The organism is Rhizosphaericola mali, from assembly GCF_004337365.2.
Taxonomy (GTDB): Bacteria; Bacteroidota; Bacteroidia; order Chitinophagales; family Chitinophagaceae; genus Rhizosphaericola; species Rhizosphaericola mali.
Map to the genome: position 1 here is coordinate 3,053,454 of NZ_CP044016.1, position 17,823 is coordinate 3,071,276.

Here is a 17,823-nt window from a genome sequence, read left to right on the forward strand (position 1 = left end):
ATATAATAAAAGGCTTCCGAAATCGGAAGCCTTTTATTATTTTATAGTACGTTCTAATTAATGAACTACCAAAATCGGCGTCTTACTATTAAATGCTAATTCTGTCGTACGACTTCCTTTGAACAATGTTTCAAAAAAACCTTTCTTTTTCGGAACAGCTATAATCAAATCAATATCATTTTCTTTGGAAAAATTATTGATTGCATCTACGAAATTATCTTCTTCCAATATATGAAATTCTGGATCAGTTGATTCAAATGATTCATGCAACATTTTATTAGCATCTTCTAAATCTTGATCAGACAATTCACGCGTCACATCGACATTTACCACAAACAATTTTGCAGTGGTTTCATTTAAGATGGTTTTAATAGGAGTAATTGGAATCGTACTTTTTATTTCTTTATAATCACAAGAAAGTGCAATATTCTTAATCGGTTGAAAATGATAATTAGCGGGAACGATAATTACGGGAATGGTGCTATTTTTAGCCGTAGTGACCGCATTACTACCAATTACTTTTTCCACAAATTTACCAGAACCAGACACACTCATCACAACATAAGCAACATCATGTTTCTCACAGATATCTTCTACACCACTCGCTACTGGGCTATATTCAATTTCTTTAATTATTTGAATAGAGTCACCAGCTATTTTTTGTATTTTTTCAGCAAATGAATTTAGATTTTCATCACTAATTTCTCTTAGTTCTTCACCATTCATCAAATTAGCATTGCTGTACCCTGCATCAATCGTCACAGGCGCTTGCCATGCATGATAAATGATAATTTCAGAAATATTTATTTGCTTTGCTAAATTAATTGCGTAATCAGCTGCATGGTAAGCCAATTCCGTAAAATCGGTTGGTAGCAATATGGACTTTTTCATATGAATAAATTATTAGGTGATAATTTAATTTGTTTCTTTTATCTTAACAAATTTACCGCATTTGAAGTTTGCAATAAATATAGAATTCGTTATTTTTTTCTAATTCTCGCATATATACGAATCGCAGCCATCAACACAATAAACAAAATAACAATTCCCAAAATCCCCCATACAAAGCTCAAACTACTTTTTACAGTAGCCAAAAAAACGATGGCAAATAATAAAATAGTTGCAATCTCATTCCAAATACGTAATTGCTGTCCTGTATAACGATAATCATTCGCCTGTTGTAATTTGTATATATAATGTAAACTCAGATGATAGCCATATAGTACAACGACAAAAAATAATTTGATCCAAAGCCAATTAGCATCAGAGGTATGTATCAACATCGCATCCCAACTTCCCATAAACATGACCGTCGGACCTAATATCAATGTCAATACTGCTGATGGCCATGTAATACCTAACCAAAGCCTTTTTTGCATAGTTAAATATTGCTTTGATAGAATTTCCTTTTCCGGCGATTCTTTATCCTGTGCCTCACGATTATAAATAAGTAATCTAGGGAAATAAAACAAACCTGCAAACCAGCAAACAACAAAAATGATATGTAATGCTTTGATATATAGATACATAAAGTCTAAATCGATTCTGCTGTTTCTTTAATTTGTACCATCGCTTGAATCCAATCTGGAGATACATTGAGACAAGGAATAGCCTCAAATGATTCACCACCCGCATGCATAAAGGATTCTCTACCCTGAATACCTATTTCTTCCAATGTCTCCAAACAATCACTTACAAAAGCAGGAGAAACAACCAATAATTTCTTCACGCCTTCCTTTGGAAGCGTTTCCAATCTTTCCGCCGTATATGGTTGTAACCAAGGATCCCGACCTAATCGAGACTGAAAAGTTTGTTCCCATTTACCCTCAGGAATTCCTAATTTTTCAACTACTAATTTTGTTGTTTTACGTACTTGCGCGCGATAACATTTGAAAGTCAATGGGCACTCTCCAGAACAAATTGTATTGGCTGGTAATTCGGGATTAAATTCCGCATGCCCTTTGTGAATATGCCTTTCCGGTACGCCGTGATAGCTAAATAATATTTTATCGTAATCTTGATTCAAATAAGGCTTAATAGTATTTGCAAGAGCATTGATATAAAATTCATTATCAAAATAAGCCGGAATATTTTTCAACTTGAAGGGATAATTGCCTTCTTTATATTTTTTTACCATATAATCCACCGCAGTTTCGTAACTACTCATCGCATAATGCGGATATAAGGGAAAAAGCGTTACTTCCTCGAGATCAGGATTATTTTTCAAAAGATTATTATAGGCTTCTTCGGGTGAGGGATGTCCATAACGCATCACAATTTCGATCGATTCTGGAACCATACCATCCAAAGCTGCTTTTAAATCTTTGGTCAAAGTGATCAATGGCGAACCATCTTTTGTCCAAATAGAACGATAAGCCTCTGCTGATTTTGGAGCACGAAAGGGGGCTATAATGCAATTAACCAGCATAAATCTACCCAAATATGGCAAATCCAATACCTTTTCATCCATTAAAAATTCACGTAAATATTTCCTTACATCCGAAACTTTGGTTGAAGCTGGAGAGCCCAGATTCATCAATATCAATCCTTTCTTAGCCATAACACTTATTTGAATGGCAAAGATACGTTTAGTTTCCTTGTTGTCAGAGTTTATACTTTCTCAGCATGTAAGACTTGGGCAATTTTTATTCAATCATTTCATAGAAAATTTCAATTTTAAGATTATGAGTATCTTGCAACCCTATAATTTTACAATGGCAACAAATAACATAGTACAAGAACCAATTGCGCAGAAAAAAAATACGTATCTCGTTCCTTTAATTGTCCTTACCTCTCTATTTTTTATGTGGGGATTTTTGCGCTCCATGACGGACGTCATCATTCCGTATTTTAGAAAATTATTTACATTAAACTATGCCCAGTCGATGCTGGTGCAGTTTTGTTTTTTAGGTGCGTATTTTATAGGTTCCATTATTTATTATAGTATTTCCCTAAAAAAAGGTGATCCTATTCAAAGAATTGGTTATAAAAAATCAGTATTGATTGGAATTACACTTTCTACAATGGGCTGTTTATTATTCTTGCCGGCCTCCTATTTCGCATCTTATCCATTGTTTTTATTTGCACTATTAATTTTAGGATTTGGGTTCACTTTATTAGAAATCACTGCCAATGCATTTGTAACACTTTTAGGTTCGGAAGAAACAGCATCAGGAAGATTAAATCTTACACAAGCCTTTAATTCATTGGGAACGACACTAGGCCCATTGATTGGCGGTTATATGATTTTTACATTATTTACCAATCCTCAAACAGGAGTACCTACTGAAAATGCGGCGAGAATTCCTTATTTAATATTTGCATGTATTTTTATAGTATTGGGAATACTTATTGCTTTAGTCAAATTTCCCAAACTCACGAATTCCAATACTGAAATTGAAAAAATAGAAGGAAAAGGCGCTTGGCAATTTCCACAACTCAAATTGGGAATGTTGGGTATTTTCTTTTACAATGGAGCAGAAACGGGCATTGGTAGTTTTATTATCGTCCTACTCGAACAAAAATTTGGTTTTTCTGATGCCATATCCAAAAACTATGTTTCTCTTTATTGGGGGGGCGCCATGATTGGTAGATTCCTCGCACCTATAGCATTTAACAAAACAATGTCTTTAGGAAAAAGGTTGATTTATATGATCGGTATTGCACTATTGGTATTTGGCGTATTATCATTGATCAATCCGCTTTCCTTACATGATATTCAGTTTTTGCTCTACTTCATCGCTTTGAATATTATAGGATTTATTTTAGGAAAAAGAAATGCAGGTTTAACCTTAGCGATATTTGCTATTATCAGTGCCGCCTTTGTTCTTATTGGGGCAACCAGCGATAATCATTGGATTATTTATACATTTCTTGCTATCGGTTTATTCAATTCAATCATGTTTTCCAATATTTATACTTTGGGAATTACAGGATTGGGTAAACATGCAAGTCAAGGTTCGTCGCTATTAATTATGGCAATATTAGGAGGAGGATTATTATCCTTCGTCCAAGGGATTATTGCTGATAAATATGGTGTACAAACCTCATTTTTGTTACATGTTATATCTTATTCCTACTTAGTTTTTTTCGGACTATACTGTTTTAAAAACTTGAAAAAATACCTAGGATAATATTTTTATTTTCTCTTGATAGAAAAGAAACAAAAGATCAAGGCTGTATTATCTTAACTAAAAATCAATCGTTCTGTCGGAAAGAATATAAACTCACGTCACTTCGTGCCGCTCAGACATATATTCTTTCTATCGACTCATCCAATTGATTTTCTTAACGCTAAGACAATAAATACCGATTGTCATTTGACTACAAAATTTACTTTTCCAGAATTTATTTAACTAATATTCCAATTTATAGTCAAAATAAAAAAGTCCGCTTGAAAATTAATTCAAACGGACTTTTTTGTATAACTAAACTATCTACAATTAACCATTTAAAAGCATCGCAGCTTCTTTTGCAAAATAGGTTGAAATAATGTCAGCACCAGCTCTTTTGATACAAGTTAGGCTTTCCATCATGGTTACTTTTTCATCTAGCCAACCATTTTGAGCCGCCGCTTTAATCATGGCGTATTCACCACTCACTTGATAAGCACTTACCGGAACATTCACCGCATTGCGAACTTCTCTCAAAATATCCAAATACGCCATCGCTGGTTTTACCATTACGATATCTGCTCCTTCTGCAATATCATCCAAAGTTTCCTTGATTGCTTCAGTTCTATTGGCAGGATCCATCTGATACGTTTTTTTATTCTTTGGAATATTTTGACTATCAACAGGTGCACTATCTAATGCATCACGAAAAGGTCCATAAAAGCAAGAAGCATATTTTGCGGCATAAGTCATAATACCTACATGACTATAACCATTTTCTTCAAATGCTTTTCTAAATGCAGCAACACGACCATCCATCATATCACTAGGCGCCACGAAATCCACACCAGCTTCTGCATGACTTAAACTCATTTTAGTCAAAGCTTCAATAGTTGCATCATTTACAATGTCGCCATTTTCAATAATACCATCATGTCCGTAGATAGAATATGGATCTAATGCTACATCACTCATGATAATCATTTCAGGTACGGCATCTTTGATAGCTCTAATACTGGTTTGCATTAAGCCATTTGGATTCCAAGATTCTTTTCCCGTATTATCTTTGAGATTATCACTAGCTTTTACATAAGGATTGATAGCCTTAACACCTACACTATATAATTCCTTCACTTCTTTAATCATTAAATCCAAAGAATATCTATAGTATCCCGGCATGGAAGGAATTTCGTGTTTTTCCCCCTTTCCTTCTCCAATAAATACCGGTGCCATAAAATCATTTGGAGTCAATATCGTTTCTCTTACTAAGCTTCTGATTGATTCATTTCTTCTTAAGGTTCTGTTTCTTCTTTGTAAGTACATATTATAGTGTGATTTTATTTAAAAAAATTAAGCCAACCATTCAATTGGCTGTTCGCATACAGCTTGTAATTTTGCTTCTTCGCTTCCTTCTTTTGGACGATAATTATAGTCAAATCTCACTGTTGGAGGCAAACTCATCAATATACTTTCCGTACGGCCATTGGTACGCAAACCAAAAATAGTGCCTCGATCCCACACTAGGTTAAATTCTGTATAACGACCTCTTCTAATCTCTTGCCAATATTTATGTTCAGGAGAATACGCCATCGTTTTTCTTTTGTTCACTATTGGAATATAGGCGTCAATAAATCCATAGCCACATTCTTTCGCAAAATTCATCCAAAATTGAGAATCTTTATCTTCAGTAGGTCTTTGATGATCATAGAAAATACCACCAATACCTCTATTTTCATTATTTCTATGCTTATTGCCAAAATAGATATCGCATTCTTTTTTAAACAAACTATAAAAATTACTATCGAATTTATCGCAATAGTTTTTATACGATTGGTGAAAATGAACTGCATCTTCTTCAAATAAATAATACGGCGTCAAATCTGTACCACCACCAAACCAACGATCTACAATATTGCCATCATTGTCATATAGTTCAAACATTCTATAGTTGCAATGTGTCGTTGGTACAAAAGGATTAGACGGATGCAATACCATACTCAAACCGCAGGCGAACCACTTCTCTCCTTTCATATCTGGTAATGCACGACGCATTTCATCCGTTACATCTCCATATACGATAGAAGTATTTACACCACCTTTTTCAAATACATTTCCATCACAAATAACACGCGTCTTACCACCACCGCCTCCAGCGCGTTCCCATTTATCTTCAAAAAAATGTGCTTTTCCATCACAGTTTTCCAAAGCGGAACATATCGTATCTTGTAAATCGTGAATGAAACTGATCCATTCGTCTTTAATAGGTTGTAGTGAAAGCTTAGGTTGAGTTAATATTTGCTCCATACATCTTAAATTTTAGTGAAGTCGCCGCAAAGGAACAATGCAATTTCCTTTATTGGAAATTATTTTTTTTATTTTACAGAACCGTGACGAAATAAAATAGCCACCGAAATTTCGGTGGCTATTTTATTAATAAGTGTATTCTTTTACCGTATCTATAAATGCGCGTGCATGGTCCACGGGAATATTAGGGAGTATTCCATGACCAAGATTGGCGATATATTTTCCAGGTCCAAAATCAGCCAACATCTTCTTGACAGATTTCTTTATTTCTGGAATTGGCGCCAACAATTTAGCGGGATCAAAATTGCCTTGCAGCGCAACTTTTCCATCCACTAATTTCCTTGCTAATTCTGGGCGAATACACCAATCGATACCCAAACCCATCGCGCCAGTATCTGACATAGATTCCAAACTATGCCAAGCTCCTTTTGCAAACATAATCACGGGAGCGTATGGTTTTACAGCCTCGACAATTTGTCGCATATATTGTAAGGAAATTTCTTCAAAATCATCAGGAGCTAACAACCCTCCCCAACTATCAAATATTTGAACTAAGTCCGCACCACTTTCTATTTGCATTTTCAAATATTTTATAGTGGTATCGGTAATCATTTGCAATAGTCGATGCGCTAATACAGGTTGACTAAAACAAAATGATTTTGCTTCATCAAAAGTTTTAGATCCTTTCCCCTGAACCATATAACAAAATACCGTCCAAGGCGCACCAGCAAAGCCGATCAATGGAACACGTCCATTCAACTCTTGCTTAATTAATTTAATAGCTTCGAATACGTAAGATAGAGTATCCGCAACATCTGGCACACATACACGAACTAGATCAGATTCCAATTTGATTGGATTGGGTAACAATGGACCTTGTTTTTCTATTAATTGAACCTCCAATCCCATAGCTTGCGGCACCACTAAAATATCCGAAAATAATATAGCGGCATCCACCCCCATAATATCCACTGGTTGTAATGTAATTTCGCACGCCAATTCAGGAGTCTGACATCTTTCGAAAAAAGAATATTTTTCTCTGAGTTTAATATATTCAGGCAAATATCTACCAGCTTGGCGCATCATCCACACCGGCGTACGGTCTGTCTTTTCACCATGCAAGGCTTTTAAAATCAAGTCGTTTTTTAAAGTAGTATTTGTCGCGTTCATTATTTGTATTTAAAATCTATGATGTAACTTTTACATCAAAATATTGAATTATTTGGTCTACTAAAGTTTCTTGTCCCGGCCATTCGCTAGTGACAATTTCATTGGCACTATAGGTTTTAATAATCTCCGAAGTCGTCTGACCGATGGAAAATAAAACAACGTCCGTTTTTATAGTATTATCTGAGAAAAAACTATGTGCAGCACTTGGACTAAAAAACATAATACCATCATAGTCCTTATTGATAATTTTGGGCGTAAGGATCGTTTTATACACGATCATTTCATCTACTGCAATTCCATTTAAAGGAAGATTTTCGGGTATATCATTCATACGTTGATCTCCGCAAAAGAATACAACTTCGTTTATAGTAGCATCAGCAATGATTTTATTTTTGATATCTACGGCATGTTTACCAGAAACGACAAAAACTTTATCGCCCCATAGTTTGTTTACCTTTTTTTTAGTTGCACCTCCAGTACAGTATATATTCCAATCAGGAACTATATTACCCAATATTCCGGCAACCCCATCCACCGCTTTGGCACTCGTAAAAACTGCATTAATTTTTGTATTTGCTAATTGTTTTACCTTTTCAGCAATCGCACCATCAATCATAAATTCCGTCCTGATAAAAGGCATACAATCTATAAATATTCCCTTTTGAATGGCCTTATTTACGACTGGCACATCTAAAAGTCGCGTACAGAGGATATTAATTTCCTTTTTCAAATTGTCTGATTTCTTTGATAATATCTAAAGCTCCAGTTTGTAATAATTCTTCCGCAGCTAATTTCCCGATAGTTGCAGCTTGATCTATGGAAACATCTTTTTCAATCTCCATTTTGTGCTTTCCGTCAGGGGATAAAATATTTCCTTGAAAATGAATTTCTTCGTTTTCTATTTTTGTAAATGCACTGATTGGCGTAGAACACCCTCCCATCAAACCACTCAAAAATGAACGTTCTATTTGCGTAGCGACATCTGTATTTGCATCATTTAAAAGTGCGCATAATTCAAATGCTTCATGATCATTTCCACGAACAACAATAACAATTGCACCTTGTGCTGGAGCGGAAAGCATCCAATCCAAATGCTGGAAATTATCAGATTTTAATTCCACTCGATCCAAACCAGCTTCCGCGAAAATGGCACCATCCCAATCATGCTCTTCTAATTTACGCATTCTAGTTTGTACATTTCCACGTAAATTTTCCAAAATACTATCTGGATATTTATGTAACCACTGTGCACGTCTACGAACAGAACCCGTACCAATCAAAAAATTAGTAGCATTCGCTCGTGACCAATGCCATTGATCGTCTTTTTTATCCCAATATTTCGGATTCAAAACTAAAATATCCAATGGAGAAGCTCTTTCCAATACAGCCGCTTTGATAATTCCTTGTGCCAATTGCGTAGGAACATCTTTATAAGAATGCACCGCTATATCAATCGTACCACTTAACAAATGCGCATCCAGATTTTTGGTAAAAATACCTTGTACACCCATCGCATATAATGGCGTTACAAGATCCAAATCTCCTGTACTTTTTACCGGCATTAATTCCGTCTCAATATCTTTTGCAGCTAAGAGCGCTTGCACCTTTTCCGCCTGCCACATCGCCAGAGCACTATCTCTGGTTCCAATTTTTAAAATCCGATTACTCATTTATATAAAAAACTTCCAACTAATTAACAGAAGTTGCTGTGATATAATAATTTATCGCTTCGATGCAGTTACAACCACCTTTATTTTCGATTTCTTCTTTCAATTTCACCGCCATATTGTTGATCGCTTTTTGCATGGCGATATCTTGTGGCATCGCACATTGATTGACACGCAGCGATTCTTGATTTTGTTTTTGAATAGACTCCAACATTTGTTTGGCAACTTTCAAAAACGGAACATTTCTACGCATTTTGTACCAATCTGCAAATTCATCCAAATATTGACGAATAATCGCTTGAGCGGCAGGAATTTCTTCTTTTCTATTGGAAAAAGTCAATTGACCGATTTGAGATAACTCATCCACGTTGACCAAAATCGTTCCTGGAATCTCTTTTACATTGGTATTCACATTATTAGGAATACAAAGATCTACGATAATTTTAGGAGAATATCCTTGTAAATGGGCTTTTTGTATAATGGGAGTAGTATTATTTGTTGCAGTAATAATTACAGAAGCGTCTGCAATTTCATTTTCATAATCTTCAAAAGCAGCGTATTTAAAATTCAATTCTTCCGCTAATTCTTGTGCTTTGTGTAAGGATCGATTGATGATAACTACATTTTGTGTATGTAAATAATCCACCAAATTACGTGCTGTACTTGTCCCAATCTTACCTGCGCCGATTAATACAATCTTTTTATTTTCAATATCTTTTAAATGCCATTTCAAAAATTGAATAGCGGCAAATGAAGTGGACAAAGTGCCTCCACTTAGAGAAGTCTTGTTCTTAATTTCTTTTGAAGCTTGTACTGCAAAATTGGCCAATCTATCAGAAAACGCGGCGATCGTACCTTGCTCTTTTGCAAATTGTACCGCTTGTTTCATCTGTCCCACCACCTCATAATCACCCAAAATCTGCGAATCTAAACCAGCAGCAACTTCAAACAAATGTTGCATTGCTCTTTCCGCAGAATAGATATATGCCATTTGCTCGAAAGTTTCTTTTTCACCTTCAGTTTCATGACACAATAATTCCGTAAGAATTTCTGCAGAAGGCGCTACACCGTAGATTTCGGTTCTGTTACAGGTCGCAATTACAAATACATCTTTAAGACCTATACCCAATGCTTTTTGCAACAAATTACCTTGTTGTTCTTCTGTTAGCGCAAATTTACCTCTGACAGAGACATCGGTTTTCTTGTAATTTATTCCTGCTAAGTAAAAATTTTGTACATCCATGGTTCAAGATCTATTCCTATACATTACCTTTCTAGAGAGAATAAGCATCGCACCGCTTATTCGATAAGCACAGGCAAAGTTAACGAACGAAATTTGCCAATCATGCTTCTAAAGTCATGGCTTTGTCATTTTTCTAATTAATTCATAAATAATCAATTAGATAAAATCAATTAGATATTTCAGGATAAATCTGTAAGAAAATCTATCCTGAAATTATATCGTGGATTAGACTACAAAAAAGCCTAAGCGTTTAAAGAAATATCAAAATTTACCAATTGAACGAAGTCGTTTAAACGAGCGTCCAAATCTTTCATTGTAACGGTTTTCAATCTGGAAGTTCCAAATTCTTCACAACAGAAACTTGCCAAAGCCGAACCAACGACAATTGCTGTTTTCATATTTTCAAAGGAGATATCTCCTGTTTTTGCTAAATATCCGATAAAACCACCTGCAAATGTATCGCCGGCACCAGTTGGATCAAACACTTCGTCCAATGGCATTGCTGGAGCAAAGAATACTTTATCGTCTTTAAATAACAAGGCACCATTTTCCCCTTTTTTGATAATTAAGGTATTTGGCCCCATTGCCAATATTTTTTTCGCAGCTTTTACAATAGAAAATTCGTTGCTCAATTGTCTAGCTTCGCTGTCATTTATTACTAAAACATCTACCAATTTCAATACATCCATCAAATCATCCCAAGCGGAATCCATCCAAAAATTCATCGTATCTAACACAATCAATTTTGGCTTTACCTTCAATTGCTGAATTACACTTTTTTGAACGGCAGGAACCAAATTTCCCAACATAAGAAATTCTGCACCTTGGTAACTATCTGGAATAATTGGGTTAAAATCAGCCAATACATTTAATTCTGTAGCCAAAGAATCACGTGTATTCATATCCAAATGATATTTACCTTTCCAATAAAAGGAAGGTTTATCACTTACTTTATGCACACCTTCCACGTCTACACCTCTACTTTTTAGATCTTCCAATTCTGCTTCTGGAAAATCATTTCCTACAATAGATACTTGTTTTACATCATCACCAAAAAGAGCTGCAGCATATGCAACATACGTTGCAGAACCACCGATAATCCTACCCGACTGTCCAAATGGCGTTTCAACTTCATCAAAAGCCATTGTACCTACTGTAATCAAAGAAGAAGACATTATAATTATATATTTAGGTTAAAAATCGGGCGCAAAATTACCGATTAATGCGTTTTGTTTAACTTTTTGTTTAAAATATAAATTGACAAGATTTCCCCAAACATGGTTGTATAGCATTAAAACGTGGTATTATTCATCCCAAAATTCTTCTTCTCGCTGCGCTTTCTTTTGTTTATATAAATAGTAATAATATATTCCAATTGTCGTGACTTCATAAGCAATTAAATGTTTGATCCATTTCGGACTAAAACTATCCATGTCCCAAAATCCAATACTAAAACCTGTCCCCACCATAATACAAATCGGAATAAAGATTGAAAACAGCAATGTCGTCTGCCTTGACCTTGTCGTAAAAATATGATATATAAAAAGTAAGTAAAGAATAATCGGTACAGAAAAAAAGATAGAATACATTATTAAATAAAAAAAGAACGTTCTAAATACATCACCCATGTAATCCGTCGGAAATATCATATAAAACAAGCTATTCACTAGGGAAAGGACTACAATTGCAATAAGTAAGGGATATAAATAAAAGTCAATAATCTTATTAATCATCGTACATTCTTTAGCTAAATAGGTCTTGCAATAACCACCTAAAACTAAAGTATTTGAATTAAAAATTCTACCGCGATTTTTATTCTCCTTTCCGTATATTTGAAAGCCTATTAGGCGCTTTAAACTTTATTTGCGTTTTTCTCTTTCGAATTTTGCTTTTCAAATAATTATTTATTTAAAAATAGATTGCCAACATGAAACCAAATCAGACTTCTAAAGAAACAAAGTCCAATAATTCCAGACGGAATTTTATAAAAAATACCATGCTCGCGGCCACTGGATTTTACATTGTACCACGGCATGTCTTAGGTAGAGGTTTTGTTGCGCCTAGTGACAAATTACTAATTGCCGGCATCGGTGCAGGCGGAAAAGGTGGAGATGACATTCGACAATTTGCCAAGAATCCTCATGCCGTAATTGCTTATTTATGTGATGTCGATGATCGACAAGCAGAAGAAAATAGAAAATTATTTCCCAAAGCAAAATATTACAAAGATTGGCGTGAATTGATGGATAAAGAATCTAAAAATTTCGATGCTGTTTCCGTCGGTACGCCGGATCATAATCATGCGATCATCACGCATCGAGCAATGCAGTTGAAAAAACACGTCTACGTTCAAAAACCATTAACACATGATATATACGAAGCAAAAGTACTCGGTGATGCTGCTCAGAAATACAAAGTAGTTACTCAAATGGGCGATCAAGGAGCATCTGGCGATGGCGTGCGTACGATGATGGAATGGTACGAAGCGGGATTGATTGGAGATATTGAAGAAATTGATATTTGGACAAATCGCCCCGTCTGGCCGCAAGGGATTCAATGGCCAAATTCATCGCTCAATATTCCAAAAGAATTGGATTGGGATCTTTGGTTGGGAACTGCTCCGCAAAAAGATTATGTCGAAAATTTGGTTCCATTTAACTGGCGTGGATGGTGGGATTACGGTACTGGAGCCTTAGGTGATATGGGCTGTCATCTAATCGGTCCTGCATTTAAAGTATTGGAATTAGGTTTCCCGACGGAAGTATATTGTAGCGTATCTACATTTTATGATGGCATATTCAAACAAGCATTTTATCCAGAAAGTGGTCCAGCATCCTCCGCGGTTCATTTTAAATATCAATTGAAAAATGGAAAAGAAGTCAAACTCAATTGGATGGATGGTGGCATACAACCCGAACGACCAGAAGAACTTTCCATTAATGAATCTATGAGTTTGCCTGATGACAAAGGAAATGGAGCTATTTTCCGTGGCACAAAAGGTAAAATGCTTTATGGCACTTATGGCAGAGGTCCGAGACTGTTATCCAAAGATGCTGCTGCGAAAGCATCAAGCATTGCTCAAAAATATCCTCGCGTACCTGGCAGTGATAGCGGTCATTATAGCCAATGGGTAGAAGCTTGTTTGGCTGGTTATGAAAAAGGGCATAAAATGGTCTCCTCTCCTTTTGAAGAATATGCGGTTCCTTTGACAGAATCCATTTTAATGGGAAATTTAGCCATTCGTAGTTTTAATTTAAAAACGACCAATGCAGAAGGAAAAACGCAATTTCCGGGTAGAGATATTACTTTAAATTGGGATGCTCAAAATCTTCGAGTAACCAATTTCGAAGCTGCAAATCAATTTGTAAAACGCACTTATAGAAATGGCTGGGGAGAAATTTAATCCTATTTCAAATTTGATTTTTATTTCAAAAGACAACTATACGTTTCGATAAAATGTAATAATATTGTAAAATATCAACTTAATACTTAACCATTTAAAGGATTTAGTTTTGAAAAAATCTTCGCTTTTAATACTTGCCTCTAGCCTATTTTTATCCGCATTATACTCTTGTGGTGGAAATAGTAGTGAAAAAAAAGAAGCGCCCACTGAAACAAGCGCGGCTGGAGATATTACCAAAGATCCAGCCTATAAAGTAGGATTTGATTTGGTACAAACCAATGATTGCTTGACTTGTCACAAAGTTTCTGAAACGGCAACAGGTCCTGCATTTGTAGACATTGCCAAAAAATACACGGATGCAGATATCCCCCAATTAATTACCAAAATTCAAAAAGGTGGTAGTGGTCACTGGGGACAGATTCCGATGACGCCACATCCCAATCTTAGTCAAGAAGATGCGACAAAAATGTTGCACTATATTTTCTTGCTAAAAAATCAATAGACAATTTTTCATGACAGATGAACAATATATGCGCCAAGCTCTTCGCGAGGCGCAAAATGCATTTGATATAGACGAGGTTCCCATCGGCGCAATTATCGTATTGAAAGATAAAATCATTGCTCGTGCGCACAATCAAGTTGAATTATTAAATGATCCGACAGCGCATGCGGAAGTTTTGGCAATTACGACTGCTTGCAATTATTTGGGAGCAAAATATTTACCTGAAGCAACTTTGTATGTCACCATAGAACCATGTTTGATGTGTTCCGGAGCTTTACATTGGAGTAAATTGGGACGTATTGTTTATGGAGCGCCAGATGACAAAAATGGTTATCGCAAATACACCAACATTTCTCCATTTCATCCAAAAACACAATTAACGGGTGGCATTCTTGCAGAGGAATGTGCTCAACTGATGAAAGATTTCTTTAAATCGAAAAGGTAAATCTGGCAGTTTTGAACTTTGTGGCTTTCTTTTTGTTGTAAAATATATCGAGCAGAGAGCTCGTAAAATATTTAATTTTAAATTCTAAACAATTAATAATTATGGCATTTACATTACCTGCGCTTCCATACGCATACGATGCATTGGAACCTTATATTGATGAAGAAACAATGAAGTTACACCACGATAAGCACCACAATGCTTATGTAACCAATCTTAACAAAGCAATCGAAGGAACTCCTGATGCAGACAAATCTTTGGAAGAATTAGTAGCAAAAGCTGGTACTTATTCTAAAGCAGTAAGAAATAATGCTGGTGGTCACTGGAATCATACATTCTTTTGGGATATTCTTTCCAAAGATGGTGGCGAACCTACTGGCGCTTTATTGGAAGACATCAACGCAACATTTGGTTCTTTGGATAAATTGAAAGAAGAATTGAATGCAAAAGCTGCTGGTCAATTTGGTAGCGGTTGGGGTTGGTTGATCGTTAACAAAGAAGGAAAATTAGAAATCAGTTCTACACCTAATCAAGATAATCCTTTAATGGATGTAGCCGAAGTAAAAGGCACTCCTATCATTGGTATCGATGTATGGGAACATGCCTATTATTTGAAATATCGCAATGTACGTCCTGATTATTTGAAAGCTATCTGGAACGTAATCAATTGGACTAAAGTTGCTGAATTATACGCAGCAGCAAAATAGTTGATCTATAATTGAAGTGTAAAGCGTGTTCGATTTTCGGACACGCTTTTTATTTTAAAACACGCAGAAAAACGCACACTTATTCAAAACTTCTTTCTACCTTGTAGCCAAATTGCTACGAATGACGATCCAATCTATAGAAGTCTATAAATTTCCCATACCGATTGATCCTTTTGCCATTGCAACAGGGACCATGTATTTTGCCCAAAATATTTTAGTCAAAATATTCACAGACAACAACTTGATTGGATATGGCGAATGTTCTGCTTTTCCGATGATTGTTGGAGAAACACAAGCCACTTGTTTTGAAATGGCAAAAGATTTCGCCACAATTTGGAAAGAAAAAGATCCTTTAGATATTCCAACTAGGTTGAAAGAATTGGATACTTATGCTTACGCAAATTACACAGTCAAATCTGCATTTGACATGGCATTATATGATATCGCTGCAAAAAATGCCCAGTTACCTTTATACAAATATTTAGGTGGAGAAAAAAGAGACATCATCACAGATGTAACTATCGGAATCGATACGCCATCCATCATGGCAGAAAAAGCAAAATCTTTTGAAAATCAAGGATTTGAAACAATTAAAATCAAATTAGGAAAAATTCCAGAAGACGATATTGAAAGAGTTAAAGCTATTCGAAAAATACTTTTACCTACAACAAATATCAGAATTGACGCTAATCAAGGTTGGGATTTTGCGATAGCAAAGAAGATGTTGAAAATATTATCGGAATACAACATCCAATTTTGCGAACAACCCATGCGAAAACATTTGGATTACAAATTACCAGAATTGGTACGAACAAGCCCAATTCCAATAATGGCGGATGAAAGTGTTTTCACACATTATGATGCAGAACGAATTTTGTCGCAAAAAGCAGCACATTTTATCAATATTAAATTGGCCAAAAGTGGCGGTATCCATGAAGCTGTTCAGATTAACGAAGTAGCGCTAGGTTTTGGAATAAAATGTATGCTTGGCAGTATGATGGAGTCACGCCTAGCCTTGGCAGCCAATTTGCATCTCGCACTTGCAATACCCAATATTCAATATTTTGATTTAGATACGGCACTTTTGGGACAGTCAGAAGATCCAGTAATTGGTGGCATTAAATATACTGGTCAAAAAATCACGATACCAGAACAACCTGGCATCGGTGCAGAAGTCGAACAAGCATTTTTAGACAAACAAGAAAATTGGAAAATTTAAGCCATGTCAGATTTGTATTTGGATGGAAAATTTAGCAGAAATGCGTTCATTAATGGAAAGGAATATCTGTTTTTTTCTGGTTATGATTATTTGTCCATTCATGAAAACAAAGATTTTTTACAATTACTAAATGAAGGTTTGCGTAAATATGGCTGGTTGTATGCATCAGCAAGAATCAGCAATACCAAAATAGATTTATTTGAAAAATGTGAAGCTTATTTATCCGAATTAACTGAATCCGAGGCTACTGTTCTGTATGGATCGGGATTTAGTTCGGGTCAAGCAATTACGCAATTATTTGAATCTAATCTGGAAAATTCGCCTTTTTCTCATCCTGCGATTTTAAAGAAAAAAAATACGGAAAAAGATGTTCGAAAATGGCAACAAACTTGTGCAGAAACGATACAATCCGGCACTTATCCAACATTTGCGTCCGACACCGTTAATAATTTTTATGTAGAAAAATATGATTTCAATTTTCTACAAACCTTAGATCAATCTGCGAATTTTATACTAGATGATTCGCACGGATTTGGCATTACAGGCGTGGATGGCAAAGGAGTTTCTAGTTATATCCAAAAAGCAAAAAATATAAATTATAGTTATACCTATTCTTTAGGTAAAGCTTTTGGTATTGGAGCTGGAGCTGTAAGTACAACTAGAGAAATAGCAAACCAATTACACAAACAGCCTTCTTTCGCCGCAGTAACGCCACCACCACCTGCACAACTTTACGCTTTTTTACATGCAAATGAAATTTACCTAACACAATTGGAAAAATTAAAGGCAAATATTCAGCTGATGGCGCAGTTATTTGAGGGAATCGAGGACATAAAACTACATCCTGAATTGCCGCTTGCATTATTGCCATCTTCTCTAAATGAAACAGATTTTTTGAAAGAAAATTGTATCATTTCCTCATTTGCATACCCAGACCCAAAAGGTCCAAAATTGAATCGTTTAGTAATAAATGCAGCACATACTGAAAATGATTTGGAAAAAATAACTAAGTTAGTAAAGAAATATCTTTCATAAACTATAACAATCTTTC

The 17,823-nt window shown here is 35.4% G+C and carries 18 protein-coding genes; 7 read left to right on the forward strand and 11 right to left on the reverse strand.

All coding sequences use genetic code 11. The features are described from left to right. Positions 1-57: 57 nt before the first annotated feature. The 3 genes from E0W69_RS13150 to hemH form a co-directional block, all read right to left on the reverse strand. Positions 58-891: a universal stress protein gene (locus E0W69_RS13150; protein ID WP_131330511.1), complete on the reverse strand. Its 834-nt coding sequence runs from the start codon at positions 889-891 to the stop codon at positions 58-60. 89 nt (positions 892-980) lie between these two features. After that, positions 981-1,529 (reverse strand): CopD family protein, encoded by a 549-nt coding sequence (locus E0W69_RS13155; protein WP_131330512.1) that lies wholly within the window; start codon positions 1,527-1,529, stop codon positions 981-983. 5 nt (positions 1,530-1,534) lie between these two features. Continuing rightward, the gene (hemH, locus tag E0W69_RS13160) at positions 1,535-2,560 is read right to left on the reverse strand and encodes a ferrochelatase (protein ID WP_131330513.1); all 1,026 of its coding nucleotides are present in this window, start codon (positions 2,558-2,560) and stop codon (positions 1,535-1,537) included. 124 nt (positions 2,561-2,684) lie between these two features. Between hemH and E0W69_RS13165 the strand changes: the two genes are divergently transcribed. Beyond that, complete coding sequence (locus E0W69_RS13165; protein WP_225321255.1) at positions 2,685-4,133, forward strand: sugar MFS transporter; 1,449 nt, start codon at positions 2,685-2,687, stop codon at positions 4,131-4,133. 309 nt (positions 4,134-4,442) lie between these two features. Here E0W69_RS13165 and hemB read toward each other — a convergent pair whose 3' ends face one another. The 8 genes from hemB to E0W69_RS20490 form a co-directional block, all read right to left on the reverse strand. Beyond that, positions 4,443-5,435, reverse strand: coding sequence for a porphobilinogen synthase (hemB, locus tag E0W69_RS13170; protein WP_131330514.1), 993 nt, complete (start codon positions 5,433-5,435; stop codon positions 4,443-4,445). A gap of 27 nt (positions 5,436-5,462) precedes the next feature. Continuing rightward, positions 5,463-6,416 (reverse strand): oxygen-dependent coproporphyrinogen oxidase, encoded by a 954-nt coding sequence (gene hemF, locus E0W69_RS13175; protein ID WP_131330515.1) that lies wholly within the window; start codon positions 6,414-6,416, stop codon positions 5,463-5,465. A 126-nt stretch (positions 6,417-6,542) separates the two neighbouring features. Continuing rightward, on the reverse strand, positions 6,543-7,586 hold the full coding sequence (gene hemE / locus E0W69_RS13180) for a uroporphyrinogen decarboxylase (protein ID WP_131330516.1): 1,044 nt from the start codon (positions 7,584-7,586) through the stop codon (positions 6,543-6,545). Positions 7,587-7,602: 16 nt separating this feature from the next. Then, positions 7,603-8,316 (reverse strand): uroporphyrinogen-III synthase, encoded by a 714-nt coding sequence (locus E0W69_RS13185; RefSeq protein ID WP_131330517.1) that lies wholly within the window; start codon positions 8,314-8,316, stop codon positions 7,603-7,605. After that, positions 8,300-9,256 (reverse strand): hydroxymethylbilane synthase, encoded by a 957-nt coding sequence (gene hemC, locus E0W69_RS13190; protein WP_131330518.1) that lies wholly within the window; start codon positions 9,254-9,256, stop codon positions 8,300-8,302. The genes E0W69_RS13185 and hemC overlap by 17 nt, the downstream gene beginning before the upstream one ends. A gap of 19 nt (positions 9,257-9,275) precedes the next feature. Further along, a complete protein-coding gene (gene hemA / locus E0W69_RS13195; protein WP_131330519.1) occupies positions 9,276-10,496 on the reverse strand; it encodes a glutamyl-tRNA reductase in 1,221 nt (406 codons plus the stop codon). Positions 10,497-10,738: 242 nt separating this feature from the next. Next, positions 10,739-11,671 carry a PfkB family carbohydrate kinase gene (locus E0W69_RS13200; protein WP_225321256.1) on the reverse strand — a complete coding sequence of 311 codons (933 nt, stop codon included), beginning with the start codon at positions 11,669-11,671 and terminating at the stop codon, positions 10,739-10,741. Positions 11,672-11,800: 129 nt separating this feature from the next. Beyond that, complete coding sequence (locus tag E0W69_RS20490; protein WP_191967840.1) at positions 11,801-11,965, reverse strand: hypothetical protein; 165 nt, start codon at positions 11,963-11,965, stop codon at positions 11,801-11,803. Positions 11,966-12,423: 458 nt separating this feature from the next. Here E0W69_RS20490 and E0W69_RS13205 point away from each other — a divergent pair, with 458 nt between their 5' ends. From E0W69_RS13205 to E0W69_RS13230, 6 genes are all read left to right on the forward strand, one after another. Next, the gene (locus tag E0W69_RS13205; RefSeq protein WP_131330520.1) at positions 12,424-13,899 is read left to right on the forward strand and encodes a Gfo/Idh/MocA family protein; all 1,476 of its coding nucleotides are present in this window, start codon (positions 12,424-12,426) and stop codon (positions 13,897-13,899) included. Between the two features lie 109 nt (positions 13,900-14,008). Next, a complete protein-coding gene (locus E0W69_RS13210; protein WP_191967841.1) occupies positions 14,009-14,401 on the forward strand; it encodes a c-type cytochrome in 393 nt (130 codons plus the stop codon). 10 nt (positions 14,402-14,411) lie between these two features. Beyond that, the gene (locus E0W69_RS13215) at positions 14,412-14,846 is read left to right on the forward strand and encodes a nucleoside deaminase (RefSeq protein ID WP_131330522.1); all 435 of its coding nucleotides are present in this window, start codon (positions 14,412-14,414) and stop codon (positions 14,844-14,846) included. 101 nt (positions 14,847-14,947) lie between these two features. Beyond that, positions 14,948-15,553: a superoxide dismutase gene (locus E0W69_RS13220; RefSeq protein ID WP_131330523.1), complete on the forward strand. Its 606-nt coding sequence runs from the start codon at positions 14,948-14,950 to the stop codon at positions 15,551-15,553. 121 nt (positions 15,554-15,674) lie between these two features. Continuing rightward, positions 15,675-16,772 (forward strand): mandelate racemase/muconate lactonizing enzyme family protein, encoded by a 1,098-nt coding sequence (locus tag E0W69_RS13225; RefSeq protein ID WP_131330524.1) that lies wholly within the window; start codon positions 15,675-15,677, stop codon positions 16,770-16,772. Between the two features lie 3 nt (positions 16,773-16,775). Beyond that, the gene (locus tag E0W69_RS13230; RefSeq protein WP_131330525.1) at positions 16,776-17,807 is read left to right on the forward strand and encodes an aminotransferase class I/II-fold pyridoxal phosphate-dependent enzyme; all 1,032 of its coding nucleotides are present in this window, start codon (positions 16,776-16,778) and stop codon (positions 17,805-17,807) included. The last annotated feature ends 16 nt before the right edge of the window (positions 17,808-17,823 follow it).